This window comes from Nocardia higoensis, from assembly GCF_015477835.1.
Classification (GTDB): Bacteria; Actinomycetota; Actinomycetes; order Mycobacteriales; family Mycobacteriaceae; genus Nocardia; species Nocardia higoensis_A.
Window position 1 is genome coordinate 370,791 of the sequence record NZ_JADLQN010000002.1, and the last position, 26,271, is coordinate 397,061.

Genomic DNA, 26,271 nt, shown 5'->3' on the forward strand with positions numbered 1-26,271 from the left:
AGGGTGAGAACGTGGTCGACCATTCGCGCAACGACCCGGGCCGGTCCGTGCCGCCGGTACGCGATCCCACGCCGTGGGCGGCCGGGATCACCGTCGCCGTGCTCGTCGCCGCCCTGGCGACGGTGGCTGTCTACGCCTTCGGCGCGGCACTGGCCGAAGTGCACCCGCTGCTGGCGTTGCTCATCAATCTGGTGGCGGTCGGCGGCGCCGCGCCCACGGCCTGGCGGTGGCGGGATGCGCCGGTCACCCGCTGGGTGCTGCTCGGATGCGCGGCGGGCGTGATGCTCGGCTGGCTCGGGCTGATCAGCACCGGACTCGCCGCCCTGTGAAGGCTGTGCGCGGTCATCCAGTGGGCTGAACGGGCCACGCCGGTCCGGACCGCGTGTCGATGTATCGGCAGGCCGGGCGTGTCGGCTCAGGTCGTCCGGGAGGCATCGCGGAGCCAGCCGAGCAGGCCGCGACGTTGTCTCGCCTGCGGCGCCGCTGCGCGGGGCTCGGGCTCCGGCTCACGCCCATCGACATCCGAGGGCTGTCCCTGCCGGGCCGCCACCGGCCCCCGCTGACCGAACGCACGCTGCTTCGTAACCGCGAGGGATTCTCGTTCGCCCGGAATCGCCTTCCGCTCGCCGGTGGCTCGGGCCTGCGGCCCGGGCACTGCCGCGCGCGTGCTGCGGGCCTGTCGCACAGCGGCGGGCACCTGACCACGCGGCCCGATCGTTTGCTCGCGCGGGCCGGCCGACCGGGCGCGCGGCTCGCGCACACGTGCGCGCGGGCCCGGCGCCGGATCGTGCGGCTCGAATGCCTGATCCTCCGGCCGGTCTTCCGTCCCCTGGCCGCGCCGCCCGGCCTCCAGCGCTCGCAGGCCACGGCTGCGCCCCGGCGCCCGGCTGTGCTGGTCGTGCACCGGGGCGGGGTCCCGCGGCCGGTCGTCCGCGGTTCGCGGATCGGGCGCGGGCTCCCGCGGAGGGTCTTCGGGGCTCAGGGTGAATCCGCACACCGCGATGTCGCGGGGGAGCAGCGCACCCGCGACCACCGGTGCGCGGTACTGGAAGCCGAGCCATTCGCTGTTGGCCTCGTCGGCGAAATCGAGCGGGTCGTAGGGCAGGCACTGCGGGTCGGGGATTTCGTTCGCGCGCCAGAGTACGGGGCGTTCACCGGCCCAGAACGGGCGCTCCCACACCATCGGCAGGCCCGCGTCGGCCAGGATCTTCATCCGCGAGGAGGAGAACCCGCGGCGGAATTCGCCGCGCTCCCAGTGCGCGAAGCTGCCCCAGCCCATGCTCGCGTCGAAGGACACCAGATAGGTGTGCTCGCAGGCGAGCGGGCGGATGAGCGGCTCCGGCAGCGTCGTCGGGTCGGGCAGCCGGACCTGCCGGGTACAGACCACGGTCAGGCCGGGATAGCAGCCGATGTAGATCTCGTCGTCGGCCGGGCCCGCGCAGCCCGCCAGGGTCCCGGTCGTCTTCGGCGTGATCTCGTGATCCTCGAACAACTGCTTGGCCAGCGCCTGGGCCGCCCCCTGGTCGGGTTCGCGGTGCTCGCGCAGGACGGCCGCCGGATCATCGGCGTCGACATACCAGAGCGTCGAGACTGTGGAGACCATCTACCGGCACCTCCCGAGTGCTGAGCGAGCTACCTCGCTAACTACCCGCTACCGTACGTTCCCCTCCGATGTTCGGGTGAACGGATGATGGAAATGTACTTCCAGCGGGTCGCTGCGGGGCCGAATCGGGTTCGTACCGGTGTGTCCCGAGGGTCAGTGGCCGGAGCTGCGCACTCCGAGCAACACATCCTCCCAGGACGGCATCGGTGCCTTGCCGCGCTTGGCCCTGGCCGGCTTGGCCGCCGCCTTGGTGTCCTTCTCGGCGGGCTCGGGCGTGGTCTCGGCCGCGGGCGTCTTGACCGCGGGTGCCGTGGCCGGAGCCTCGGCGGCGGGCGCCGGGGCCGCGATCTCGGCGGCCGGAGCGGACTCGGGGGCGGTGCCGTTCGATCCGCCGGTCTTCGGGGCGGCAGGGACCGGCGGAGTCACCGGCGCGGCGGGAACGGCGGTGGCCGCGATCCCCGCGGGCACACCGCCACCGGCGGCCACCGCGCGCTTCTCGAAGTATTCGTCGACCATCGGCGCGGCCTGCTTGGCCGGTCGTGCCGGCGGCGCGGCGACATCGCGGCGCGGCTCGAGGACCGGATCCTGCGGTGTGGTCACGTCGATCTCGGGCTCGGACGGCAGGATCGTGGCCAGCCCGCGCAGCGCGCGGCCGAAGTCGGGATCGATCAGATCCGAGGCCGGATCATCGAGCGGGGACACCGAGCCGCCGTGCGCGTCCGGCTGGTAGCGCCAGTGCGCGGCGATCTCCGAACGTCCGTTCTGCCACTGCAACTGGGCGACCCAGAAGCCCTTCTCGTCCTTCCAGGCGTCCCACTCGGCGTTCTCCAGAGTGTGCCCGCGCTCGGTGAAGGCGGCGGTGACCACCTCGATCAGGGTCGCCACCGCGGGGCCGTCGGCGCGTACCGGATGCGCCTTCTGGGCGAGTTCGGCCGCGCGGGCGCGCTCGAGCAACACCGGGTAGGCGAAGCGCTCCACGCGACTGGCGGGCATCCCCGACTCGGCGGTCACCTGCTCCACGGACGCGCCGGCACGGATACGGGCCTGAATATCGCGAGGACGCATAGACGCTTCCATTTCGATTTCGATCTGGCCGAACCGGGCAAGGTCGCCGCGCGCGGCGGCTCGGAGCTTGTCGTCCGCGGGAAGGCGGAACTTCTGACCGGATTCGGTGTCGACACACACGATGTGCGTGGAGTCGGGCGTCACCCCGATCACACGAAGTTCACGCACCGCTACCTCCTTATCGCGCCGACTCGCGACACCGCCCACTGGTTCGCAACAGTAGTGCACACAACAGTGGTCCGGGGCAAGACACGCGGGCGGAAACTTCGGCGAAGTGGCGGAGAAGGCGCTAATGTTTGTGGATTTCGCAGCCGGGGAACGCACCCCGAAATCCTCGAAAAACCTTGCAGCGCCGGACCGCTGGTGCGATCCGGCGCTGCGGGAGGCGGCGTGTCCGTCCCCGTCCTCGTCCGCCGAAAAGGGGACAGGACAGGGGAATCAGATCAGAGCTGTCCGACGACCCAGTCGATGGCGCGGGTCAGCTGCGAGACGTCCTCGGGGTCGATCGCCGGGAACATACCGATGCGCAGCTGGTTGCGGCCGAGCTTGCGGTAGGGCTCGGTGTCGACGATGCCGTTGGCGCGCAGGATCTTCGCCACCTGGGCGGCGTCCACGCTGTCGGCGAAGTCGACGGTGCCCACGACCTGCGAGCGGTGCGCCGGGTCCACCACGTACGGGGTGGCGTACTCGCTGGCCTCGGCCCAGGTGTACAGGCGCGAGGAGGAATCGGCGGTGCGCTTGACCGCCCAGTCCAGGCCGCCGTTGCCGTTGAGCCACTCGATCTGGTCGGCGAACAGCAGCAGGGTGGCCAGCGCCGGGGTGTTGTAGGTCTGGTCCTTGGTGCTGTTGTCGATCGCGACGGGCAGCGACAGGAACTCCGGAGTCCAGCGGCCGCTGTTCTTGATCTCCTCGACGCGGGCCAGCGCGGCGGGGCTCATCAGCGCGATCCACAGCCCGCCGTCGGCGGCGAAGCACTTCTGCGGCGCGAAGTAGTACACGTCGGCGTCGGTGATGTTCACCGGCAGGCCGCCCGCGCCGGAGGTGGCGTCGATGGCGATCAGCGCGTGCTCGGAACCGGCGGGCCGCTGCACCGGGATCGAGACGCCGGTGGAGGTCTCGTTGTGCGCCCAGCCGATGAGGTCGGCCGACGGGTCGGAGACCGGCTCGGGAGCGCTGCCCGGCTCGGACGCCACGACGATCGGGTCGCCGATGAACGGGTTGCCCTTGGCGACGGAGGCGAACTTGCTGGAGAACTCGCCGTTGGTCAGATGCAGCGAGCGTTCACGGATCAAACCGAACGCGGCGGCATCCCAGAAGGCGGTGGTGCCGCCGTTGCCGAGCACCACCTCGTAGCCGTCGGGCAGCGCGAACAGCTCACGCAGACCGGAGCGCACGCGGGCGACCACGTCCTTGACCGGCTTCTGCCGATGCGAGGTTCCGAACACCGAGGCGCCCACCCGCACGAGGGACTCGAGCTGCTCCGGGCGAACCTTGGAAGGGCCGCAGCCGAAGCGTCCGTCGGCGGGCTTGAGGTCGTCGGGGATGGTGGGGAACGCAGAGGTCATGGCACCAGGGTAAAGCGTGTCCGACCTGCCCGATCACAGTGGGTGGGGGTCGGCGTGGCGGGGACACGCCGGGTCGGGGCCGGGTATGTGACCGGTGTCGCACGCATCGTCCGGGGACTAACGTATCCGCTCATGGGCAAGGCGGCAGCGAACTCCCGATGGCGGCCGGGCCTCGGCCGTGGCCGAGGCCGCCGTCCGGCCGGTCTCACGGCCGAGGCACGGCGTGAACTCCTGCTGCGCGGTACTCCCGGCACGGCGGTCGTAATGGGTGTGCGACCGGTCCGGCGGCGCTCGGCTCGGCCGTTCGCCGGGCAGGCCGCCCGCCGGATGGCCGCCCGGCGACCGGGCAGCGACGATCGCGAACGGGTATTACGGGTGCGCGTGCGCCTCGACGGCGAACTGCCCTACGAGACGACCGTCCGCCAGCCCGTGTCCCGCGCGGATCTGGCATCCATGCGCCCCGGTGACACCGTGCTGTGCCGGGTGGATCCCGGCGACCGGACCCGCGTCGTGCTGTACCTGGTCGACAACGGCGAGCAGGAGGCCACCAGTATGGCCCGCATCCTGCGCGACGGTCGCCGGGCCGAAGCGACCGTGCTGGCCGCCGCCCCGGTGGCCGCCGACTACGCGGGCCTGGCCGACCCGGTGCTGCGCCTGGATCTGGAATTGCGGGCCTGGGACGAGCCGCGACCGTGGCGGGTCCGGATCACCCAGCCGGTGCCACTGGTCGCGCTCGGGCTGGTCGACCTGGGCACCCGACTGCGGGCCGCGTTCTTCACCGTCGATCGCGGCGAGTCGGTCGCCGTCGACTGGACGGCGTCACTGCGCGCCGAATGAACCGGCCGCCGCGACGAGAAAGGCCCGCGTTCCGGAGCACGGGACGCGGGCCTTTTCCACGATGCGCGAGTTACTCTGCGCCGACCAGGTCGATCACGAAGACGAGGGTCTTGCCCGACAGCGGGTGACCGCCACCGGCCGGGCCGTAGGCCAGCTCCGGCGGGATGGTCAGCTGACGGCGGCCGCCGACCTTCATGCCGGGGATGCCGTCCTGCCAGCCCTGGATCAGGCCACGCAGCGGGAAGGTGATGGACTCGCCGCGGCTCCACGACGAGTCGAACTCCTCACCGGTCTCGAATTCGACGCCGACGTAGTGGACCTCGACGGTGCCGCCGGGCACGGCCTCGGCGCCCTCGCCCACGATGATGTCCTTGATGACGAGCTCGGCGGGCGGCGGCCCGGCCTGGAATTCGACAACCGGCTTGGTCATTCGCTATCCCCTTCGACAGTGAGTGCTGGAAACGTGACTGGTGTGTGACCCGTGGATCGTCAGCGCTCGGTGATCCGGGCGTAGTCACGGGCAGGGTAGCCCGTGTAGATCTGACGCGGGCGGCCGATCTTCAGCGGCTCGCTGTGCATCTCGCGCCAGTGCGCGATCCAGCCGGGCAGCCGGCCCATCGCGAACAGCACGGTGAACATGCGGGTCGGGAAGCCCATCGCCTTGTAGATGACACCGGTGTAGAAGTCGACGTTCGGGTACAGGCGGCGCTCGACGAAGTAGTCGTCGGTGAGCGCGGCTTCCTCGAGCGCCTGGGCGATGTCGAACAGCTCGTCGTCGCCACCCAGCTTGCGCAGGATCGCGTCGGCGTGCTTCTTGGCGATCGCCGCGCGCGGGTCGTAGTTGCGGTAGACGCGGTGTCCGAAGCCCATGAGCTTCACGCCGTCTTCCTTGTTCTTGACCTTGCGGATGAACTCCTTGACATCGCCGCCCTGGGCCTTGATGTCGTCGAGCATCTCCAGCACGGCCTGGTTGGCGCCGCCGTGCAGCGGACCCCACAGCGCGTTGATGCCGCCGGAGACCGAGGTGAACAGGTTGGCGTCGGAGGAGCCGACCAGGCGCACGGTGGAGGTGGAGCAGTTCTGCTCGTGATCGGCGTGCAGGATGAGCAGCATGTCCAGCGCGGCGGCGACCTCGGGGTCGACCTCGTAGGGCTCGGCCGGGAAGCCGAAGGTCATCCGCAGGAAGTTCTCGACCAGGGTCAGCGAGTTGTCCGGGTAGAGGAACGGCTGACCGACCGACTTCTTGTAGGAGTAGGCCGCGATGGTGGGCAGCTTGGCCAGCAGGCGGATGGTGGACAGCTCGACCTGTTCGGGGTCACGCGGGTCCAGCGAGTCCTGGTAGTAGGCCGACAGCGCGTTGACCGCCGACGACAGCACCGGCATCGGGTGCGCGTTGCGCGGGAAGCCGTCGAAGAACCGCTTGAGATCCTCGTGCAGCAGGGTGTGGCGGCGGATCCGGTCGGTGAACTCGTCGAGCTGCGCCTGGGTGGGTAGCTCGCCGTAGATCAACAGGTAGCTGACCTCGATGAAGGTCGAGGAGTCCGCCAGCTGCTCGATCGGGTAGCCGCGGTAGCGCAGGATGCCCGCTTCGCCGTCGATGTAGGTGATCGCCGACTTGGTGGGCGCGGTGTTCATGAAACCCGGGTCGTAGGTGACGTACCCGGTGCTGGCCAGCATCTTGCCCAGGTCGACACCGTGGTTGCCTTCGGTGGCCTCGGTGATCGTCATGGCGTATTCGCCGCCGGGGTAGCTCAATACCGGCTTGGCGTCGTTGTGGTTCTCGGGCACGGAAGGATCCCTCTCAGGCTAGGACCGTCGGCATCGGAGTGCGGTCGGCACGGCGGTGCGATCACTTAGACGCTAGTCGCTGACGCGAGTTCCTTCGGCACGAGGGTGCGCTGCACGGGGTGCCCGGCCACCGTGCGGCGCGGCGCCTTCGACTACGCCCCCGGTGGGCGGGGGAGGGAGGGGAGGAACGGCGGGCGGGCTCGCCGGGACCAGGTCCGCCGCGCGGGTATCCGTGGCGAACATACCCGCTCCGCTCACAATCGGCACGGTCGTCGGGTGAGTACCGGCCGGTAACCGGATTTCCCTGGTGGCAGGCCGTCGTCTCGGTGGTAGAACGGTGCGCGAGCAGCACCGGGTGGGGTCGTGCGAAAGGCGCTGTCGCGCTGTGTCCGGCGCCCCCGCGGCGATGCTGCGTGCCTGCCGGAATCGCTCCCCGCCCGATGCTCGCCGGCGCGTCGGCCCGCGGTCGGCGAGGCCGCGGGAAGCGCGCCGACCCGCAGCAGTACCCGGGCCGTCGACGAGAGAAACCGTGGCAAATATCACGCGAATGTCACGGGGGCGGATATCGGCGTCAGTGCGGATGACGCGAGTACGTCAGGGCTGGAGCCGCTCGGCGCGCATGCCGCCGGGCTCGACGCGCATACGGACCCGGTTGTGCAGCCTGCCCTGGCGGCCCTGCCAGAACTCCACCTCCTCGGGGCGCAACAGGAATCCGCCCCAGTGCGGGGGCACCGGGATCTCGTCGGTTCCCGCGAATCGCTCGGTGGTCTCGATCAGTGCCCGGTCCAGCTCGGCGCGGGATGCGATCGGCCGCGACTGCTGGGAGGCCCAGGCGCCGAGCTGGGAGTCACGGGGTCGCGAACGCCAATACACCCGCGTCTGCTCGGCGCTCACCCGCTCCACCGGCCCGCGCAGGTGCACCTGTCTGGCCAGGGTCGGCCACACGAAGGTGATCGCCGCGTAGGGCACCTCGCGCAGTTGCCTGCCCTTGGCGCTGTCGTAATTCGTGTAAAAGGTCACACCTTCCGGCGAGAGGCCTTTACACAGCACGGTTCGCGACGACGGTCTCGGCACCCCGTCGACCATCGAGACGGTCGCCAGCACCATCGCGTTGGGCTCCGCGACGCCCACCGCGGTCGCCTGCTCGATCCAGTTGCGCAACAACGGCTCCCAGCCGCCTGCCAACCAGGTCTCGTCGAGATCGACGTCCTCGCCGGAGCCGAAGGGCACCCCGGTGTAGTCCACGCGCATGGCGGCCAGGTCGGCAGCCACCTGTCGCAGGGTCGCCTCCAGGTTCGTCGGCTGCCCGGTCCCGTCGTCGGACCGGTCGGCGTGGGGCGGGGAATTGTGCAGGTCAGCCATGGGGCAGACGTTACTCCGCGGTAGCGGGGAGATAGGGTGCTGGTGATCGGCATGGGCTCGGCGAAGCACCCACCTCGGCGAGGCCTCATGCGCCCTCGCAGGACATGCGACCGAAGTGCAAGGAGAGTCACACCATGACTACCAGCCCCGCGGTATCCGGTGGAAACGCTGCCGTTCCGGATGATTTCGTCAGTGGTCTCGAGGGCGTGGTGGCCTTCACGACCGATATCGCCGAACCCGACAAGGACGGTGGCGCGCTGCGCTACCGGGGCGTCGACATCGAGGATCTGGTCGGCAGCCGGGTGACCTTCGGCGACGTGTGGGCACTGCTGGTCGACGGCGAGTTCGGGCACGGCCTGCCGCCCGCGGAGCCCTTCCCGCTGCCGGTGCACACCGGCGACGTGCGCGTCGACGTGCAGGCCGGCCTGGCCATGCTGGCTCCGATCTGGGGATACCAGCCGCTGCTGGACATCGACGACGCCACCGCGAGGGACAACCTGGCGCGCGCCTCGGTGATGGCGCTGTCGTATGTGGCGCAGTCCGCGCGCGGCATCTACCAGCCCGCCGTCCCGCAGAAGACCATCGACGAGTGCACGACGGTCACCGAGCGTTTCATGACCCGATGGAAGGGTGACCCGGATCCGCGCCACACCGAGGCCATCGACGCCTACTGGGTCTCGGCAGCCGAGCACGGCATGAACGCCTCCACCTTCACCGCCCGGGTGATCGCCTCCACCGGTGCCGACGTGGCGGCCGCGCTGTCCGGCGCGATCGGCGCGATGTCGGGCCCGCTGCACGGCGGCGCCCCGGCCCGCGTGCTGCCGATGATCGAAGAGGTCGAGAAGAGCGGCGACGCCCGCGCGTTGGTCAAGGGCATCCTGGACCGCAAGGAGAAGCTGATGGGCTTCGGTCACCGGGTCTACCGGGCCGAGGATCCCCGCGCCCGCGTGCTGCGCGCCACCGCCGAGCGGCTGGCCGCCCCGCGCTTCGAGGTCGCCGCCGCGCTCGAGCAGGCGGCGCTGGCCGAGCTGCGTGAGCGCCGCCCGGATCGCGCCATCGAGACCAATGTCGAGTTCTGGGCGGCGGTCATCCTCGACTTCGCCGAGGTGCCCGCGCACATGATGCCCGCCATGTTCACCTGTGGCCGGACCGCGGGTTGGTGCGCGCACATCCTGGAGCAGAAGCGTCTGGGCAAGCTGGTCCGCCCGGCCGCCATCTACACCGGCCCGGGGCCGCGCAAGCCCGAAGAGGTCGCGGGCTGGTCGAGCGTCGGCCACGCCTGAGGCAGGGCCGCCCGCGCCGGGCTCGTCTCCGCCACCCGACCGGATCGGGGGACGTCGAGCCCGATGGCGGACCGCGGAATGCCACCGCGCATCGGCAGCCCGCCACTGCCTCACCCGTCCGCGGGACCGACGCGGGGACACGGCGAGCCGCTGATCGACGCCGCGGGCGCACCGGTCCGGACCGGTGCGCCCGCGGCGTCGCACAGGTCCGAAGCGCGGACAGGGCTCGGGTGCGTACGACGGGCCTGCGGCAGGGCGCGCGCTGGGCCATCGGGTCCGAATACGTCTGACGGCGTGAATCCGGGATCGGGTGCGACACTACGGGCGGCGGCGGAATGCGCTGGCCATCCGGATCGGGTGCGCACATCGGGTGCGCACGACGACCCGCGGCAGAGTGCGCTCGCGCATCGAGATCGAATTCTTCCGGGGGCCGGACTTCTGGGCGCGATATCCGGCCGGGTTCGGAGAAACTCCGGAATTCGGTGTGGCGTGCGGATTCGTGCGTGGTGCGGAGGCAGTGCGGAAAACGCTCAGTGCGAACGCCCGGCGGGCGAATCCGATTGCGCGGAGAACGAATTGCCCGGGCGTTGCGGTAATTCGAGCACCAAGCGCACGCCGCCCAGGGGACTGTCGGTGAAATAGGCTCGACCGCCGTGCAATTGAGCCTGCTGCGCGACGAGAGCGAGCCCCAGTCCGGAGCCGCCTTTACCGGCTCGGCGGCCGCGCCGGAAACGCTCGAACACCGATTCCCGTTCGTCGAGGGGCAATCCGCTGCCGTTGTCGTCGACGGCTATCACCACCGTTCCGTCATCGACGCGGTGCGCGTGTACCTCGGCCTCGGTCGCGCCGCCGTGTTTCACCGAATTCGCGAGCGCGTTGTCGACCGCCAGCCGTAGCCCGGCGGGCAGGCCGCGGGTCACCAGATCGGCGTCGGCGTCGATGCGCACCGTGAGGCCGGGGAAATGCCGCATCGCGTCGTGGGCGGCTTGGTCGCACAGGTCGCCCACATCGGTGTCCACATGGTCGCGGTCCTGGGTGAGATCGCCGGTGGCCAACCGTTCCAGCGCCGCCAGGGTGGCCTCCACCCGAGCTTGGCCGCGTTGCAGGTCGGCGAGGATCTCGGCGCGCTGCTCCGCGGTCAGCTCGAGGGTCCGCAGCACCTCGAGGTCGGTGCGCATGGCGGTCAGCGGGGTGCGCAGTTCGTGGGCGGAGGCAGCGGCGAAATCGCGGGCCGTGGCCAGCGCGGCGGCGGTCTCGGCCTGGGCCTGGTCCACGCGCGCCAGCATGGTGTTCACCGCCTCGGCCAAGCGCTCGGCCTCCCGCACGCCGGAGCCGTCCACCGGCGACCACGCGGGCTCGGGACCGCCGAAAGCCGTGCGCGCGCCGACCCGTTCGGTGAGATCGACGATCGGGCGCACCGCCCGCCCGGCGAACAGCCAGCCCAGCGCCGCCGCGGCGGCCACCGCCAGCAGCGCGCCGCCGACCACCCTGCGTTGCTGTTCAGCGGTGACCCGCGCGGCCTCGTCGGCCGGAATACCCAGCGAGACAGTGCGTCCGGTGGGTTGGTTCTCGGTGGTGGTGAGGACCCGGTACCTGGTGCCCGCCACGGTGACGGTGCGCGAGCCCACCGGTAGGTCGGGCAGGAGCACCGAACTGCTCGCGAGCACCTCGCCGCCCTCACGCACCGTGACCGCCATGTCGTCGCCCAGCCCCGTCAGGCCGAGCACGCCGACCGCGATCACCGGATTGATGAGTACCAGCCGAGAGGCCACCGCGAGCTGCTGGTCGCTCTGCTGCAGGTTGATGCGCTCGATGGCGCGCACGGCGACCGCGCTGACCAGCAGCACCAGGATCACCGCACCGGCGGCCGCCGCGCCCGCGACCCGGGTGCGCAGGGAGAACGTCCGGCGCTTGCGGCCGGTGCGGTTGCGCCGGGCGGCGGACGGACTCACTTCGGCGCTCGCAGGACGAACCCGACCCCGCGCACCGTGTGCAGCAGTCGCGCGGTGCCGTCTGCCTCGAGCTTGCGGCGCAGATAGCCGACGAACACGTCCACCACATTGGTGTCGGCGACGAAGTCGTACCCCCAGACCAGTTCGAGCAGCCGTTCCCGGCTCAGCACCACCCCCGCGTTGCGGGCCAGCGTCGAGAGCAGTTCGAATTCGCGCTTGGTCAGCTCGATTTCGCGTCCGTGCAGCAGGGCGCGGTAACCGGCGACATCCACCTCGAGCGGTCCGACGGCGATCGTCCCCGGCGCGGCGGGCGGGGCGGTGTCGGTGCGCCTGCGCAACAGGGCCTTGATGCGGGCCACCAGTTCGGCGAGCACGAACGGTTTCACCAGGTAGTCGTCGGCGCCGGATTCCAGACCCGAGATCCGGTCGTCCACCGAGGAGCGGGCGCTGAGCACGCAGACCGGCACCTCGTTGCCGAGCGCGCGCAGGGCGGTGACCACCCCGGCGCCGTCGAGCAGCGGCATGTTCATGTCGAGCACGACGGCGTCGGGACTGTGCTCGGTCACGCTGCGCAAGGCGGCGGCGCCGTCTCTGGCCACCAGGACGTGGAAACCCGACAGCCGCAGCCCGCGCTCGACCGAGACGAGCACGTCCTCGTCGTCATCGACGACGAGGACGGTCGGCGGTGGGATGGCGCTCACCCCACCCATTCTCCGCGTGGACGCGACTGCGGCATCAGAACGACACCGGCGTCAGTAGTTCTGGCAGGTCGCCGCGACCTGGGCCAGCACCTGGCTCAGGTGAGCCGCGCGCGGATCGGACTGCGCCTGTTCCGCGGCCCCGGGGTTCTCCTCGAGCAGTCGCTGGAACTCCGCGCGACGCTGCTCGACCGGCTGATCGAAGCGCCGCTGCAACTCGGCCTTCTGGCTGGGGTTGGCGTCGAGCAGTTGGGCCAGCTCGGGGGCCTCGACTCGCAGCGCCGCTTCGACCTGCGCGAAGGTGCAGTCGCTGGTGAGCAGGGGTTCGGCCAGTTCGGCCGGGCCCGCGGAAGCGACCGCGGGGCCGAGCAGAACCGCCGCCGTGGCAGCGGTGGCGGCGGTCAGGCCGGCGAGCCGGGTGCGGGTGCGCACGAAATTCATCGGTTGAGCCTCCAGATCCAGTCGGGTGTCGGTACCCGACTACCCCCGACGGTAGGTGCAAACGCGGGGTGCGGGTTTGTGAGTTCATTGAGAAGACTCTGAGGATCGTGACGGCCCGGAACGCGAAAAGAACCCGAGCGCCGCGTTTTTCGCCGCGCTCGCCGCCGTGCCGTCTTCTCAGGAACTCGCGCGCTCAGGAACTCGGCTGGGGATCCTCGGCCACCGGCGACTGTCCCGCCGCGTTCGCGGCTCGGGCGGCCGCGTCGGCTCGGCTGGTGAGGATCTGGTCCTCCAGCGCGGCCAGCACGGCCGGGTCCTCGATGGTGGAGGGCACTTCGACCTGCTCGCCCGCGCTGATCTGACGAATCGTCTTGCGCAGGATCTTGCCCGAGCGAGTCTTGGGCAGGCCCGCCACGATCACCGCGTCCGACAGCGCCGCGATCGCGCCGACCTGCTCGCGGACCCGCGTGATCAGCTCGTCGCGCAACTCGGTCGGATCGACGTCGATGCCTTCTTTGAGCACCACGTACGCGATCGGCCGTTGCCCCTTGAGCTCGTCGGGCAGCCCGATGACCGCGCATTCGGCCACGGCGGGGTGCCCGGCGACGGCGGCCTCCATGCTGCCGGCCGACAGACGGTGGCCTGCCATGTTGATGACGTCGTCGCTGCGGCCCAGGACGTGGAGATAGCCGTCCTCGTCGAAGTATCCCGCGTCGCCGGTGGCGTAGTGGCCGGGGAAGGCCGTGGTGTAGGAGCGGGTGAAGCGCTCGTCGTCGTGCCACAGCCCCATGAGTGTGCCCGGCGGCATGGGCAGGCCGATCACGATATTGCCTTCGACGCCCGCGGGTACCGGATTGCCGACCGCGTCGAGCACGCGGAGCCGGAATCCGGGTACCGGCACCGACGACGAGCCCGCCTTGATCGGCAGGCGCTGCAGACCCAGCGGGTTCGCGCAGATCGGCCAGCCGGTCTCGGTCTGCCACCAGTGGTCGACCACCGGGCAGTCCGGCAGGTCGGCGAGCAGAGTCCGCGACGCCCAGTCGAAGGTGGCCGGGTCGAGCCGTTCGCCCGCGCAGAACAGCGCGTGCAGCGACGACAGATCGTGGGAACGGGCCAGCTTGGCCTCGGGATCGGCCTTGCGGATGGCGCGCAGCGCCGTCGGCGCGGTGAACAGCACCCGCACGTCGTACTCCTCGACGATGCGCCAGAACGCGCCCGCGTCGGGGGTGCCCACCGGTTTGCCCTCGTAGAGCAGCGTGGTCGCCCCGGCCAGCAGCGGCGCGTAGACGATGTAGGAGTGGCCGACCACCCAGCCGACATCGGAGGCGGCCCACATCACCTCGCCCGCGCCGATGTCGTAGATGTTGCGCATCGACCAGGTCAGCGCCACCGCGTGCCCGCCGTTGTCGCGGACCACACCCTTGGGCTTACCGGTGGTGCCGGAGGTGTAGAGGATGTAGAGCGGATCGGTCGAGGCGACGCTCACCGGATCGGCTTTCGGTGCGTCGGCGACGGTGTCGTCCCAGTCCAGCCAGCGCACCGTATCGGTGGATCGGGTGTCCTCGTCGGTGTCCGGCGTGAAGTGCGGCGCGCGCTTCTTCACGAGGACATGACGCACCGTGCCGCTCTCGGCGAGTCCGAGCGCGCGCCGCACGATGGGCGGGTATTCGATCTTGCGATTCGGTTCGAGGCCACCGGCGGCGGTGACGATGAGCACAGGTTCGGCGTCGTCGATGCGGGCGGCGAGTTCCGGCGCGGCGAATCCGCCGAAGACCACCGAATGCACCGCGCCGATCCGCGCGCAGGCCAGCATCGCGATCACGGCCTCGGGGATCATCGGCAGATAGACGACCACCCGGTCACCGCGTCGCACGCCCAGTTCCCGCATCGCGCCCGCGAAGGTGGCGACTTCGTCGACCAATTCGGCATAGGTATAAGTGCGCTTGGTATTGGTCATCGCCGAGTCGTAGATCAGCGCGGGCTGGTCGGCGCGTTCGGGCAGGTGCCGGTCCAGGGCATTGAAACAGGTGTTCAGCTGGGCATCGGTAAACCATCGGGCAGCCGGCTTGGCGCCTGCGTCGACGATCTGGGTGGGCGGCACATCCCAGTCGACGGCCTCGGCCGCGGCGGCCCAGAAGCCTGCCGGATCGACCAGACTGGTCTGGTAGACCGGCCGGTACTCGCGCTTCTCGTTCAACTCCGGTGACTCCCTAGCCCTCGCTTCGATGCCCGCCTCGATAGATCTGTGTGATTGTGGCAGACTTCACGCGACGCCCGGGAGGGCGCCGCGACCTTTGGTTATGCCTGGAAGAGGCTGGTCAAGTCCCGTGGCGCTACCTGATGTCGCCCAAGCTGTTATTGATCCGTTAGAATCTGATGTCACTTATTTCGGCCGTCATAGACGCAATTTCTCGGCCAGCCGCAGTTCTCGGCCAGCTCCACCTGTCGAGCCAGTGCGATTGTGGAGGTTCGCTGATGGCGCGTGGATGGGGCCAGTTTGGAAAGTGAGTGGGAGATGCGTGACGCCGCAAGGTCCGGCAAGAAGCGCTGGGCGCTCGGCAATTGGGACCTGCGCTGGAAGGTTACGGCGGTTCTCGCCGTGCCTCTGGCGGTCGCGGTCGGTCTCGGAGTGTCGAGGATTACCACGGAGTTCGGCGAAGCCAATCGGCTCGAGGGCGTCGCGGGAAATATCGAGGTCATTCCGGCCGTCACCGGCCTGAGCGCCGCGGCCGCCACGGTCGCGGGCTCGCAGATGGTGTCCCTGATACCCGGCGCCTCCGTGGTGACCGATCAGGACCTCACCGAGCTCGACGAGGCCATCGCGACCGCGGAATCCGCGAACGGGAAACTCGACGGCCGCGACGAGTCGCAGGCCTCGTTGCAGACGATGGTCACCGAAGCCAGGTCGATCCTCGCCAGGGGCAAGGCGGCCGTCGGCTCGGCCGAGGCGCTCGCCGGGATCGACAAGATCCGCAACGAGAGCGTGAGCATCGTCGAGGGCACCGTGTCGCAGGTCAGCGATCCGGCCATGGACGCGGCCAAGCTGCGTCTGGTCGACTCGCTGAACACCCGCGCGACGCTGGTCACCGAGCTCGCCGCGTTCAACACCGTCCTGCACTCCTTCGACAAGGGTGTCGACGAGTTCGTGACCGCCTCGGAGACCGAACGGCACCTGTTGAACGTGCTGGCGCACCGCTTCGCCGACGGCGACACCGCCATCGCCGACCTGCGCGCGGGCGTGGACACCCGTATCGCGCTGATCGAGGGCCCGGAGGCGCAGGCGGGCAAGATCCCGCTCGGCGAGTTGAAGAACTCGCTGACCACCAGCGTCGATGTCTACGAGCGCGTCATCGCGAAGGCCACCAGCGACCTCGACACCGCCATGAACGATCTGTCCAGCCGTGCCAACCGGGACGCCTGGACCTACACCGCGGTCGTGCTCGCCACGATCCTGGCGGCGCTGCTGCTCGCGGTGTTCGTCGCGCGCTCGATGATCGTGCCGCTGCACCGCCTGCGCCTGGCCGCGCTGCGCGTGGCCGAGAGCGACCTGCCGCACGAGGTCGCCCAGCTGCGTACCGGCGCCTCCCCGGAGGACGTGCCGCTGGAGCCGATGCCGATCCGCTCGGAGGAGGAGATCGGCCAGCTGGCCCGCGCCATCGACGACATCCACGGTCAGGCGCTGCGCCTGGCCAGCGATCAGGCGCAGATGCGTTCCCAGGTCAACGACATGTTCGAGACCCTGGCCCGGCGCTCCAAGTCCCTCGTCGACCATCAGCTCACCCTCATCGAGGCGATGGAGTACGACGAGAAGGACCCGCGCCTGCTGGAGAACCTGTTCCGGCTGGACCATCTCGCCGCCCGTATGCGCCGTAACGGCGACAACCTGCTGATTCTGGCCGGCACCAAGCAGCGTCGCGCCAAGTCCGCCCCGGTGGAGATCGCCGACGTGCTGCGCGCCGCGATCTCCGAGGTCGAGGACTACGAGCGGGTGAAGCTGGGCGCGACCCCGCGGGGCGCGCTCAAGGAACCGGCCGCCTCCGACCTCGCGCATCTGTTCGCCGAGTTGCTCGACAACGCGCTGCGCGCCTCGCCGCCGGAGACGGACGTGAAGTTCACCTTCGCGCAGGCGCACGATCAGGGGCTGCTCATCGAGGTCGCCGACCGCGGCATCGGCATGCCGCCCGCGGAGATGGCCGAGATCAACCGCAAGCTCGAGCAGACCGCCGAGCCCGGCCCGGACACCGCCCGCCACATGGGCCTGTTCGTGGTCGGCAGGCTGGCCGAGCGACACGGTCTGACCGTCCGGCTTCGCCCGACCTTCGACACCGCCCGCGATCCGGGCGTCACGGTCACCGTGCACGTGCCGGTCGGCCTGATCGTGCCGATCAAGGGCAGCGCCGCGGGTACCGGGCCGCAGGCCGTGCAGGCCGCGCCGGTGCAGCCGAACCCGCAGCGCCCGGTGTCGACCATGCAGACTCGCGCGGTCACCCGCACGTCGGCGGGCAACGTGGTGGTCACTGTCGATCCGGGTGTCAGCGGTCCGATCCAGACCGGTGATTCCGCTCCGATCGCCCCCATGGCCCCCGCTGCCCCCGCTGTCCCCGCCGCCACCGGATCCGGCGGACTGCCGCAGCGTCAGCCCGGTACGGCCGCCGCTTCGGCGGGCATGGCCGCCGAGAGCGGAAGCGGCGGCGGCACGCATTCGGCGAGCCTGCGCGAGTCGAGCGCGTCCGCCGCGGCCGGCGGCCCGCAGCGCGGCAAGCTCGCCGCTGCCAGCATGCCCAAGCGCAACGTGTCCGCCGCGACGCCGGGGACCGCGCAGCCGCCTTCGGGTCCGCTGCCGCCGGTCTCCGGGCCCACCGTGCGTGAGGCGCCCTCGGTCGCCGCGCCGAGCGGTCCGCCGCGGCGCGAGCCCGGTGTGAACGCGGGCGGTCTCCCGCAGCGTGAACCCGGTGCCAACGGCAGTCCCGCGCCGAGCGGTCCCGGTGGCCTCCCACAGCGTCAGCCAGGTGCGAACGGCCCCAACCAGGCCGCGGCGCTCGGCGGCTCGGCTCCGGCCGGTCCCGCTCAGCGGCCCGCGTCCGGCGGGCTGCCGCAGCGGCAGCCGGGCACCAACGGCGCTCCGCCGTCCGAGCCGGGTGGTCCGGGCCTCGGCGGCCCCGGCGGTCCCGGTCGGGGTGGTCCGGTTCAGGGTGGCTCGGTCCAGGGTGGCTCGGTCCAAGGTGGCTCGGTCCACGGGGGCCTGCCCCAACGTCAGCCCGGCGCCAACGGCAGCCCGGCTCCCGCGGGCCCGTCCCAGGGCGGTCTGCCGCAGCGTCAGCCGGGCGCCAACGGCAGCCCACAGCCACTGGCGGGTGGTCTCCCGCACCGTGCTCCCGGCGCCAACGGCGCGCCGCGGCCGGAGATCTCCCCCGGCGCCGCCCCTGGCGGTCTGCCGCAGCGCGACGCGGGTCCCGGCGCTCCCGGTCCCCGGCCCACCTCCGGCAGCCTGCCGCAGCGTCAGCCGGGTGCCACGCCCGGTCTGCCGCAGCGTGACGCGGCCGCGACCGGGCTCCCACAGCGGGGTCCCGGCGGTCTGCCGCAGCGCGAGGGTGGTCTGCCGCAGCGCGAGGGCGGTCTGCCGCAACGTGCTCCGGGCGCCGGCGGTCTGCCGCAGCGCGCCCCGGGCGCCAACGGCGCTCCGCAGCCCCCGGCGGGCGGTGGTCTGCCGCAGCGCGATCCGGGCGCACGCCTGCAGCCGCTCGGCGAGGTTCCGCCCGGTGTCGGTCTGCCGCAGCGCGCTCCCGGCCAGGAAGGCACCGAGGGCGCGGCCGAGGGTGCCCCCGCCCGCGATCCCGGCAAGCACAGCTACAAGTCGAACCCGGCCAAGACGGCCTCGTTCTTCCAGACCCGGTTGCAGCCCGCCACCGCCGAGCCCGGCACGTCGATGGACAGCCCGATCTTCGCCGAGATGATGTCGGCGTGGCTGGCCGATCCGAACCCGGACCGCTCCGAAGTGGTCCAGGCGTTCGACTCGCCCGCCGACGAGGGCTGGCGGGCCGCGCAACAGGCGAGTGAGGCCCGAGCCGAGAAAAAGACCGCTGCGGGCTTGCCGCAACGCGATCCGGGCGGAAGGCTAGTCCCCGGTGCCGTAACTGGCGCCGCGGATCGCGCGCCAAGGCGTGATCCGGAGTCGATCAGGTCCAGCTTGAGTCGTCACCAGAAGGGCGTCCGGGATGGCCGCGCAATGAGAGCAATGAACCTAACCGGAGACAAAGGAGACCGATGAACCCCGATCTAGGTGGTACGAACCGTCAGCTGGATTGGCTGGTTTCGAACTTCGCCAACGAGGTTCCTGGCGTAGCTCATGCCGTCCTGGTCTCGGCTGACGGCCTACTGATGGCCGCGAGCGCCCAGCTGCCCGTCGATCGCGCCGAACAACTCTCGGCGGTGACCGCCGGCCTGGCCAGCCTCTCCGTAGGTGTGTCCAATCTGTTCGAAGGCGGCACGGTGCTGCAGTCCGTCGTGGAGATGGAGCACGGCTACCTGCTGCTGATGGCGGTGGGCGACGGCTCCTACCTCGCGGTGCTGACCAACACGTCCTGCGATATCGGACAGGTGGGCTACGAGATGGCGCTGCTGGTCGAACGGGTGGGCCAGACAGTACAGGCCACGCCGCGTGTCACGATGGGTTCCTGATGGTGGGATGGACATAGAAGATCACCACGTGGAGAGCGCCGAGCCGAGCCTCGTCCGGCCGTACTCGCTGACCGCGGGCCGCACCAGGCCCAAGGTCGAGTTGGCGCTCGAGGCGCTTGTCGCCTCACAGCCGGTCGCTATGGAGCGGCAGTTCGAGCTGACCAACATCGAGACGTCGATCGTGGAGTTGTGCAGAGAATCGCCGTCCGTCGCCGAAGTGGCGGCGCGGCTCGGGATTCCGATCGGAGTTGCGCGGGTACTCGTAGCCGACTTGATCGATGCCGGGCACGTGCGCGTTTCGGCGACATTGAAAGAGGATTCCAGCGACGATGAACGTCGCGAGTTGATCGAAAGGGTTCTCAGTGGACTCCGGCGTATTTGATTCGACGGCGCAGGTCGATACCCGCACCAGCAAGCCGACCTCGGCCAAGATCGTGGTCGCCGGCGGCTTCGGTGTCGGTAAGACCACGTTGGTCGGTGCTGTCTCGGAGATCGTTCCGCTGCGCACCGAGGCATTGGTCACCAACGCCAGTGCGGGTATCGACAATCTGACCGGCATTCCGATGAAGTCGACCACCACGGTGGCGATGGACTTCGGCCGGATCAGCCTCGCAGACGACCTGGTGCTGTATTTGTTCGGTACGCCGGGCCAGTACCGCTTCTGGTTCATGTGGGACGACCTGATCCGCGGCGCCATCGGCGCGGTGGTGCTGGTCGACACCCGCAGGCTCGAGGACAGCTTCGCGGCCGTCGACTACTTCGAGGCGCGCAACCTACCTTTCCTGGTGGCGCTCAACGAGTTCGACGATTCGCCCCGATACCCGATCGAGGACATTCGGCAGGCGCTGGCGGTCTCCGCCGACGTGCCGATCCTGTCCATCGACGCGCGTCGCCGTGAGCCTGCCAAGCAGGCGTTGGTGGCGTTGACCGAGTACGCGCTGCGCAAGGTGATGCAGGGCTACTGAACTCCCGTGCAGCCGCGGTGCCGACCAGTGCTGCGGATGCCCGAGGTGTCACCGATCTCGTTCGCCACCGGACCGGAGGCGCGGCGGAGCCGGAAGTGCTGTGGGGTAGCAGCACCGAGGGCCGCGCGTCGGCGGCGGGGAACGATCGGGCCCGTGCGAGACCATGACATCGCGGCACCGCCGATCCGGTGGTGCCGCGATGTTGTGCTGCCCACAGCCGCTCGGGTCGGTGTGTCCGGCGCGATACGCTCGCGCGATGCGGATATCGGCGCGGGAACTACTCGGGCAGCTGCTCGACGCGGAGTCGTTCGTGAGCTGGGATCGGCCACCGGTGACGGTTGCCGCGGCCACCACCGCACCGCGCTATCGCGATGAGCTGCGCGCGGCGCGGGACGCGGCGGGCACCGACGAGTCGGTGCTGACCGGCGAGGGAATGTTGCGCGGCAGGCGCGTGGCCGTGATCGCCTGCGAGTTCGGCTTTCTCGCGGGATCGATCGGCGTGGCCGCGGCCGAGCGCATCGTGCTGGCCGTGGAGCGCGCGACCGAACTCGGCCTGCCGCTGGTGGCCTCACCGACCTCCGGCGGCACGCGCATGCAGGAGGGCACTGTCGCCTTCGTGCAGATGATCAAGATCGCGGGCGCGGTCGCCGCGCACAAGGCGGCGGGTCATCCGTATCTGGTGTACTTGCGCAACCCCACGATGGGCGGCGTCTTCGCCTCGTGGGGTTCGCTCGGCCACATGACTTTCGCCGAGCCCGGCGCGATGGTCGGCTTCCTCGGCCCGCGCGTCTACCAGGCGCTCTACGGCGAGAATTTTCCCGAAGGGGTGCAGACCGCGGAGAACCTCTACCGCCACGGCGTGATCGACGGCGTGCTGCCGGTCTCGGTCTTCCGCCGCATCGCCCACCGCGCCCTGAGCGTGTGCAGCGGTGTCGTGCTTCCGGAGCAGGGGACCGTCCTGACGGAGCGGGGGACCAGCGAACCGGCTCCGGTGGCGGCGGGCCCAGGGGTGGCCGCGGCGCCCTCGCCGGTGCCACAGCCCGTCTCGGATGTGGAAGGCACGGCAGCGGCCGAACGATCGTCCGGGCACGGCGGAGCTCGGACGCCCTCGGCGGAGGCAGCGGGGATACCGGAGTCCGCCGCCCCTCTCTCGGCAGGCGGGCCGACGCGCGGTGACGACACCGATTCGCCGACGTGGCGCTCGGTGGTGATCTCCCGCCGACCCGCCCGCCCGGGCGTTCGCGAGTTGCTGCGCCACGCCACCCAGCGCGTTCCGCTCAGCGGCACCGGCCAGGGCGAGGCCGACCGCACCACCCTGCTCGCGCTGGCCCGGTTCCGCGGCCAGCCGTGCGTGGTGTTCGGCCACGACCGCGCCGGTCGGCAGGGCGAGCACATGGGTCCGGCGGCGCTGCGCGAAGCTCGCCGCGGCATGGCGTTGGCCCAGGAACTGCGGCTGCCCCTGGTGCTGGTGATCGACACCGCGGGTGCGGCCCTGTCCAAGGAGGCCGAAGAGCGCGGGCTGGCCCCGGAGATCGCACGATGCATCTCCGATCTGGTCACGCTGGACACGCCCACCGTGTCGATCCTGCTCGGTCAGGGCACCGGCGGCGGGGCCCTGGCCCTGCTGCCCGCCGACCGTGTGCTGGCCGCCACCCACGCGTGGCTGGCGCCGCTGCCGCCGGAGGGCGCGAGCGCGATCGTGCACCGCGATGTCGACCACGCACCGGAGCTGGCCGCCGCACAGCGCATCGGCGCCGCCGACCTGCGTTCCGACGGGGTGGTGGACCGGATCGTGCCGGAGCTCCCCGACGCCGCCGACGAGCCGGTCGAGTTCGCCCGTCGCGTGGTCGCCGCCGTCGCGCACGAGCTCGCCGAGCTGCGCGGCGTGTCCGCGCCGGACCTGCGCCAGAGCCGTCACCTGCGGTATCGGCGTCTGGGGGTGCCCGGCTTCACCGGGTGAACGAGCCGCGGCGAACACGCCCGCGACCTTCGTTGACGGCTCGCCCGCACACTCCTACGGTCGGAAGGTGACCTTCCGCAGCGATACCTCCACCGTGCCGTCGATCGTGCTCAACGACGGAAACGTGATCCCTCAGCTCGGATTCGGCGTGTTCCAGGTTCCGCCCGAGACCACCTTCGACGTGGTCTCCGCGGCCCTGAAAGCGGGTTACCGAGGGATCGACACAGCCGCGATCTACGGCAACGAGGAGGGCGTGGGCCGCGCGATCCGCGCGTACGGTCTACCCCGTGACGAAGTCCACGTCACCACCAAGCTGTGGAACTCCGAGCAGGGCTACGACTCGACACTGCGGGCCTTCGACGCCAGCCTGGACAGGCTCGGCCTCGAATACGTGGACCTGTACCTGATCCACTGGCCGGTGCCCGTGGCGGGCCGTTTCGTCGATACCTTCCGTGCTTTCTCCGAACTCCAGCGTCAGGGCCGGGTCCGTTCCATCGGCGTCTCCAACTTCACCATCGGCGATCTGCGCACGCTGATCTCCGAGACCGGTACCGTCCCCGCGGTCAACCAGATCGAGCTGCACCCCGCGCTGGCCCAGCGTGAACTGCGAGAGTTCCACGCCGACAACGCGATCGCGACCCAGGCGTGGGCGCCGCTCGGCCAGGGCACCATGCTCGACCATCCGGTCGTCATGGCGCTCGCCGAGCAGGTGCACCGCACGCCGGCGCAGGTGATCATCCGCTGGCATCTGCAGTCCGGCACCATCGTCATCCCGAAGTCGGTGACGCCCTCGCGCATCGAGTCCAATTTCGATGTCTTCGGCTTCGAGCTCGACGAGGAACAGATGTCGGCGATCGACGCCCTGGACCGCGGTTACCGGATGGGCGGCGACCCGGAGACCTTCAGCGCCGGTCTCTGATCCCGGACAACCCGAGTTCGGCGGTCAGTTCCACCGCGGCCGCGCGCCCGGCCCGGTTGGCGCCGATCGTGCTCGCCGACGGCCCGTAGCCGATCAGATGGATGCGAGGGTCGGCCGCCACCCGGGTGGCCAGTCGCCCGGTCATGGTGATGCCGCCGCCGGGACCGCGCAGCCGCAGCGGCGCGAGATGGTCGAGCGAACTGCGGAATCCGGTGGCCCAGAGAATGACGTCGGCGGCTTGGAAGCCGCCGTCGGCCCAGCGCACCCCGCCCGGTTCGATGTGGTCGAACATCGGCTCGCGGTCCAGCGCGCCGCGCGCCTTCGCCGCGCGCAGCGCGTCGGTCCACGGCAGCCCGGTCACCGACACCACCGAACCGGGCGGCAGCCCGCGCCGCACCCGGTCCTCGACCCGGGCGACGGCCGCCCGCCCGTCCTCCGGGCCGAACTGCTCGTCCCGGAACACCGGTTCGCTGCGCGTCACCCAGGTTGTCGACGTCACCTGGGAGATCTCGTCGAGCAACTGCACGGCGGAGATCCCGCCGCCCACCACGACCACGTGCTTGCCCGCGAATTCGGCGGCGTCGTGATAGTCGCGGGTGTGCAACTGCCGCCCGGCGAAGTCCTCCTGGCCACGATAGCGCGGGATGAACGGTCGTTCCCAGGTGCCGGTGCAGTTGATCAGCCCGCGTGCCCGCACTGTGCCCGCCGTGTCGGTCTCGGCGTGCAGTATGTCGCCGCGTCGCCGGGAATAGTCGCAGCGCTGCCCGTCGGCGGTTCGGTCGCAGACCACCCGCACCGAGACCGGCCGGTGCACCCGCAGGTCGAAGCGTTTTTCGTAGAGTTCGTAGTAGTGCGGCACGGCGGTCGCGGCCTGGGCCTGCTCCGACCCGGGCGGCAGGGTCTCCCCGAAGCTCATGCCGGGCAGGTCGTGCACCCGGTTCACCGTGCTCAACGTCAGCGACGGCCAGCGGTGCTGCCACGCGCCGCCCGGCCCCTCGGCGTGGTCGAGCACGAGGAAGTCCCGCTCGGGGACCAGTCCGAGCCTGCGCAGGTGATAGGCGGCCGACAATCCGGCTTGGCCGGCGCCGATCACCAGGATGTCGAAATCGTCCGGCACAACGGCCGATGGTAGTGCGTCTCCGGGGGCGCAGCGGCGCTGTGGCAGAGTTGAGGGCATCCACAGCGAACAGCCGGTGCGGGGAGGAATCATGCTCGGAGTCAGCCGCGACGGTGATGTCGTCACGATCGAGATGCAGCGCGAACAGCGGCGCAACGCGCTCAATGTCGAACTGGTGACGCTGCTGCGGGAAGCCGTGCTCGCCGCCGTCGCTGACGGGGCCAGGGCGATCGTGCTGACCGGGCGCGGTCCGATCTTCAGCGCGGGCGCGGACCTGAACGGGGTGTACTCCGACGAGTTCCTCGAATTGCTGATGGACATGCTGCACACCATCGAATCGGCCCCGGTGCCGGTGATCTCGGCGATCAACGGCGGCGCGCTCGGCGGCGGCGTGCAGCTCACGCTGGCCTCGGACCTACGGGTGATGGAGCCGGACTCCTACATCGCCATTCCGGCCGCGAAACTGGGCGTCACGGTGGATCGCTGGACCATGCACCGGCTGGTGTCGCTGATCGGCGGCGGTCCGGCCCGAGCCGTCCTGCTCGGCGCCGAGCAGGTGTCCGCCCGCGAGTGCCATGCCTTCGGCTTCGCCAACCGCCTCGGCACCCTCGCCGACGCGCAGACCTGGGCGAAATCCATCGCCGAACTGGCCCCGCTGTCGTTGCGGCACATGAAGCTGGTGCTCAACGACGACGGCACGCGCGATCCGGATTCGGCGGTGCAGCGCGAGGCACTGGCCGCGGCCTGGGCCAGCGACGACGCCAAGGAAGCCCGCCGGGCCCGCGAAGAGAAACGCCGGCCCAGGTTCACCGGCCGCTGACACCGGTCCGGCAGTCGCCGCGCCGACCGGCCGCGCACCGGAGTCGCGGGCATGATGGACAGATGAAACCTCTTCTGCTGGCGGCCGGTGCGGCCGCGGCGGCGTGGACGGCCCGCGCCGTGTGGGATATCCCTTCGACGCTGGGCGCCTCGGTCTCGGCGATCAAGCCCGTCGCGGGCGCGGCGGCGAACTACCGCGGCGACCGGTTCCACAACACCGAGCCCAGCACCCAACTCGAAGCGGGTTCGGCGGCGGCGCTGGTGTTCACGGCGTGGCGTCAGCGTAAGAACGGCCGCCCCGGAAAGCCGGTACCGGTCGTGCGCCCGCAGGCCACCGGCGCACCCGCCGATCTGGCGGTCACCTGGTACGGTCACGCGTCGGCGCTGATCGAGATCGACGGTTTCCTGGTACTCACCGACCCGGTGTGGAGCGAGCGGGTTTCCCCGTCGTCACTGGTCGGCCCCGCCCGGTTGCATCCGGTCCCGCTGCCGCTGGCCGAACTTCCCGAAGTGGACGCGGTCGTCATCTCCCACGATCACTACGACCACCTCGACAAGTCGACGATCATGGCGCTGGCGCAGCACCGGTCGACGCCGTTCGTGGTGCCGGTCGGCATCGGCGCGCATCTGCGGCACTGGGGAGTACCCGATCATCGCATCGTCGAACTGGCCTGGGGCGCTTCGGTGTCGCTGTCCGCGCTCGGCCGCGGACGCGACGGCGCCGATCTCACCCTCACCTGCTCGGAGGCGCGGCATTTCTCCGGTCGCGCCCTGGTGCGCAACACGACGTTGTGGGCATCCTGGTCGATCGTCGGTCCGACCAGGAGGGTGTACTTCGGCGGTGACACCGGCTACACCAAGGCCTTCGCAGAAGCGGGTGCCGCGCTCGGTCCCTTCGATCTGACCCTGCTGCCCATCGGCGCCTACGACGAGCACTGGGTCGACATCCACATGAATCCCGAAGAGGCGGTCCGCGCGCACGGCGACCTCTGTCTCGGCGACGCCGGGTACGGGCTGCTCGTACCGATCCACTGGGCCACCTTCAACCTGGCCCTGCACGGCTGGTCCGAACCGGTGCGCAGGCTGGTCGTCGCCGCGCGCGCGACGGGCACCGACATCGCGGTGCCCAGGCCGGGGGAGCGGGTGAGCGCGGGGAATCCGGCGCGGACCGAGCCCTGGTGGGAGAATGTGGATTGATCAGCAGTTCCCAGGCACGTCG

The 26,271-nt window shown here is 70.6% G+C and carries 22 protein-coding genes; 11 read left to right on the plus strand and 11 right to left on the minus strand.

Annotated features, from left to right (window positions below; genetic code table 11):
* Positions 1 to 11: 11 nt before the first annotated feature.
* Positions 12 to 329, plus strand: coding sequence for a DUF2537 domain-containing protein (locus IU449_RS15890; protein ID WP_324188275.1), 318 nt, complete (start codon positions 12 to 14; stop codon positions 327 to 329).
* Between the two features lie 86 nt (positions 330 to 415).
* Here the strand turns inward: IU449_RS15890 and IU449_RS15895 are convergent, their stop codons facing one another.
* The 3 genes from IU449_RS15895 to serC all read right to left on the minus strand — a co-directional run bounded on the left by IU449_RS15895 (position 416) and on the right by serC (position 4,233).
* Positions 416 to 1,603 carry a DUF6928 family protein gene (locus IU449_RS15895; RefSeq protein ID WP_195002865.1) on the minus strand — a complete coding sequence of 396 codons (1,188 nt, stop codon included), beginning with the start codon at positions 1,601 to 1,603 and terminating at the stop codon, positions 416 to 418.
* A 153-nt stretch (positions 1,604 to 1,756) separates the two neighbouring features.
* Entirely contained in the window at positions 1,757 to 2,836 is a 1,080-nt protein-coding gene (gene sepH, locus IU449_RS15900) for a septation protein SepH (protein ID WP_195002866.1), read from the minus strand.
* Positions 2,837 to 3,111: 275 nt separating this feature from the next.
* A complete protein-coding gene (serC, locus tag IU449_RS15905; protein WP_195002867.1) occupies positions 3,112 to 4,233 on the minus strand; it encodes a phosphoserine transaminase in 1,122 nt (373 codons plus the stop codon).
* A gap of 132 nt (positions 4,234 to 4,365) precedes the next feature.
* On the opposite strand from serC, the gene IU449_RS15910 reads away from it, so the two are divergent.
* Positions 4,366 to 5,070, plus strand: coding sequence for a hypothetical protein (locus tag IU449_RS15910; RefSeq protein WP_195002868.1), 705 nt, complete (start codon positions 4,366 to 4,368; stop codon positions 5,068 to 5,070).
* A gap of 70 nt (positions 5,071 to 5,140) precedes the next feature.
* Here the strand turns inward: IU449_RS15910 and IU449_RS15915 are convergent, their stop codons facing one another.
* From IU449_RS15915 to pdxH, 3 genes are all read right to left on the minus strand, one after another.
* Positions 5,141 to 5,500, minus strand: coding sequence for an FKBP-type peptidyl-prolyl cis-trans isomerase (locus IU449_RS15915; RefSeq protein WP_195002869.1), 360 nt, complete (start codon positions 5,498 to 5,500; stop codon positions 5,141 to 5,143).
* Positions 5,501 to 5,559: 59 nt separating this feature from the next.
* Positions 5,560 to 6,858, minus strand: coding sequence for a citrate synthase (locus IU449_RS15920; protein WP_195002870.1), 1,299 nt, complete (start codon positions 6,856 to 6,858; stop codon positions 5,560 to 5,562).
* Between the two features lie 594 nt (positions 6,859 to 7,452).
* Positions 7,453 to 8,109, minus strand: a complete 657-nt coding sequence (gene pdxH, locus IU449_RS15925; RefSeq protein ID WP_228804975.1) for a pyridoxamine 5'-phosphate oxidase — start codon at positions 8,107 to 8,109, stop codon at positions 7,453 to 7,455.
* A gap of 245 nt (positions 8,110 to 8,354) precedes the next feature.
* Here pdxH and IU449_RS15930 point away from each other — a divergent pair, with 245 nt between their 5' ends.
* On the plus strand, positions 8,355 to 9,503 hold the full coding sequence (locus IU449_RS15930; RefSeq protein WP_195002872.1) for a citrate synthase 2: 1,149 nt from the start codon (positions 8,355 to 8,357) through the stop codon (positions 9,501 to 9,503).
* Between the two features lie 530 nt (positions 9,504 to 10,033).
* Here the strand turns inward: IU449_RS15930 and IU449_RS15935 are convergent.
* The 4 genes from IU449_RS15935 to IU449_RS15950 form a co-directional block, all read right to left on the minus strand.
* A complete protein-coding gene (locus IU449_RS15935; protein WP_195002873.1) occupies positions 10,034 to 11,455 on the minus strand; it encodes an ATP-binding protein in 1,422 nt (473 codons plus the stop codon).
* Complete coding sequence (locus tag IU449_RS15940; protein WP_195002874.1) at positions 11,452 to 12,165, minus strand: response regulator transcription factor; 714 nt, start codon at positions 12,163 to 12,165, stop codon at positions 11,452 to 11,454. The genes IU449_RS15935 and IU449_RS15940 overlap by 4 nt, the downstream gene beginning before the upstream one ends.
* A gap of 42 nt (positions 12,166 to 12,207) precedes the next feature.
* On the minus strand, positions 12,208 to 12,594 hold the full coding sequence (locus IU449_RS15945; RefSeq protein ID WP_195002875.1) for a hemophore-related protein: 387 nt from the start codon (positions 12,592 to 12,594) through the stop codon (positions 12,208 to 12,210).
* A 193-nt stretch (positions 12,595 to 12,787) separates the two neighbouring features.
* Entirely contained in the window at positions 12,788 to 14,791 is a 2,004-nt protein-coding gene (locus IU449_RS15950; protein ID WP_195002876.1) for an AMP-binding protein, read from the minus strand.
* Positions 14,792 to 15,109: 318 nt separating this feature from the next.
* Here IU449_RS15950 and IU449_RS15955 point away from each other — a divergent pair, with 318 nt between their 5' ends.
* From IU449_RS15955 to IU449_RS15980, 6 genes are all read left to right on the plus strand, one after another.
* Positions 15,110 to 18,862 (plus strand): ATP-binding protein, encoded by a 3,753-nt coding sequence (locus IU449_RS15955; protein WP_195002877.1) that lies wholly within the window; start codon positions 15,110 to 15,112, stop codon positions 18,860 to 18,862.
* The gene (locus tag IU449_RS15960; protein WP_011207200.1) at positions 18,859 to 19,272 is read left to right on the plus strand and encodes a roadblock/LC7 domain-containing protein; all 414 of its coding nucleotides are present in this window, start codon (positions 18,859 to 18,861) and stop codon (positions 19,270 to 19,272) included. The genes IU449_RS15955 and IU449_RS15960 overlap by 4 nt, the downstream gene beginning before the upstream one ends.
* 7 nt (positions 19,273 to 19,279) lie before the next feature.
* Entirely contained in the window at positions 19,280 to 19,654 is a 375-nt protein-coding gene (locus IU449_RS15965) for a DUF742 domain-containing protein (protein ID WP_067865660.1), read from the plus strand.
* Positions 19,635 to 20,237, plus strand: coding sequence for a GTP-binding protein (locus IU449_RS15970; protein WP_195002878.1), 603 nt, complete (start codon positions 19,635 to 19,637; stop codon positions 20,235 to 20,237). Before IU449_RS15965 ends, IU449_RS15970 begins: the two co-directional genes overlap by 20 nt.
* Before the next feature lie 256 nt (positions 20,238 to 20,493).
* Positions 20,494 to 22,197, plus strand: a complete 1,704-nt coding sequence (locus IU449_RS15975; protein WP_195002879.1) for an acetyl-coenzyme A carboxylase carboxyl transferase subunits beta/alpha — start codon at positions 20,494 to 20,496, stop codon at positions 22,195 to 22,197.
* 67 nt (positions 22,198 to 22,264) lie between these two features.
* Positions 22,265 to 23,116, plus strand: coding sequence for an aldo/keto reductase (locus tag IU449_RS15980; protein ID WP_195002880.1), 852 nt, complete (start codon positions 22,265 to 22,267; stop codon positions 23,114 to 23,116).
* Here the strand turns inward: IU449_RS15980 and IU449_RS15985 are convergent.
* Positions 23,100 to 24,233 (minus strand): NAD(P)-binding domain-containing protein, encoded by a 1,134-nt coding sequence (locus IU449_RS15985; protein ID WP_324188276.1) that lies wholly within the window; start codon positions 24,231 to 24,233, stop codon positions 23,100 to 23,102. The genes IU449_RS15980 and IU449_RS15985 overlap by 17 nt on opposite strands.
* Positions 24,234 to 24,324: 91 nt before the next feature.
* Here IU449_RS15985 and IU449_RS15990 point away from each other — a divergent pair, with 91 nt between their 5' ends.
* A complete protein-coding gene (locus tag IU449_RS15990; RefSeq protein WP_195002881.1) occupies positions 24,325 to 25,053 on the plus strand; it encodes an enoyl-CoA hydratase in 729 nt (242 codons plus the stop codon).
* A gap of 62 nt (positions 25,054 to 25,115) precedes the next feature.
* Positions 25,116 to 26,249 carry an MBL fold metallo-hydrolase gene (locus tag IU449_RS15995; protein WP_195002882.1) on the plus strand — a complete coding sequence of 378 codons (1,134 nt, stop codon included), beginning with the start codon at positions 25,116 to 25,118 and terminating at the stop codon, positions 26,247 to 26,249.
* Positions 26,250 to 26,271: the final 22 nt, after the last annotated feature.

Excerpts from the sequence above, each read along its gene's own strand:
- IU449_RS15995 (WP_195002882.1), top strand. The coding sequence starts at position 25,116 with ATGAAACCTCTTCTGCTGGCGGCCGGTGCGGCCGCGGCGGCGTGGACG.
- IU449_RS15940 (WP_195002874.1), bottom strand. The coding sequence starts at position 12,165 with ATGGGTGGGGTGAGCGCCATCCCACCGCCGACCGTCCTCGTCGTCGAT.
- IU449_RS15945 (WP_195002875.1), bottom strand. The coding sequence starts at position 12,594 with ATGAATTTCGTGCGCACCCGCACCCGGCTCGCCGGCCTGACCGCCGCC.
- IU449_RS15895 (WP_195002865.1), bottom strand. The coding sequence starts at position 1,603 with ATGGTCTCCACAGTCTCGACGCTCTGGTATGTCGACGCCGATGATCCG.
- IU449_RS15910 (WP_195002868.1), top strand. The coding sequence starts at position 4,366 with ATGGGCAAGGCGGCAGCGAACTCCCGATGGCGGCCGGGCCTCGGCCGT.
- pdxH (WP_228804975.1), bottom strand. The coding sequence starts at position 8,109 with ATGCGCGTGGACTACACCGGGGTGCCCTTCGGCTCCGGCGAGGACGTC.
- IU449_RS15930 (WP_195002872.1), top strand. The coding sequence starts at position 8,355 with ATGACTACCAGCCCCGCGGTATCCGGTGGAAACGCTGCCGTTCCGGAT.
- IU449_RS15955 (WP_195002877.1), top strand. The coding sequence starts at position 15,110 with ATGCGTGACGCCGCAAGGTCCGGCAAGAAGCGCTGGGCGCTCGGCAAT.
- IU449_RS15960 (WP_011207200.1), top strand. The coding sequence starts at position 18,859 with ATGAACCCCGATCTAGGTGGTACGAACCGTCAGCTGGATTGGCTGGTT.
- IU449_RS15965 (WP_067865660.1), top strand. The coding sequence starts at position 19,280 with ATGGACATAGAAGATCACCACGTGGAGAGCGCCGAGCCGAGCCTCGTC.
- IU449_RS15915 (WP_195002869.1), bottom strand. The coding sequence starts at position 5,500 with ATGACCAAGCCGGTTGTCGAATTCCAGGCCGGGCCGCCGCCCGCCGAG.
- serC (WP_195002867.1), bottom strand. The coding sequence starts at position 4,233 with ATGACCTCTGCGTTCCCCACCATCCCCGACGACCTCAAGCCCGCCGAC.
- IU449_RS15990 (WP_195002881.1), top strand. The coding sequence starts at position 24,325 with ATGCTCGGAGTCAGCCGCGACGGTGATGTCGTCACGATCGAGATGCAG.
- IU449_RS15975 (WP_195002879.1), top strand. The coding sequence starts at position 20,494 with ATGCGGATATCGGCGCGGGAACTACTCGGGCAGCTGCTCGACGCGGAG.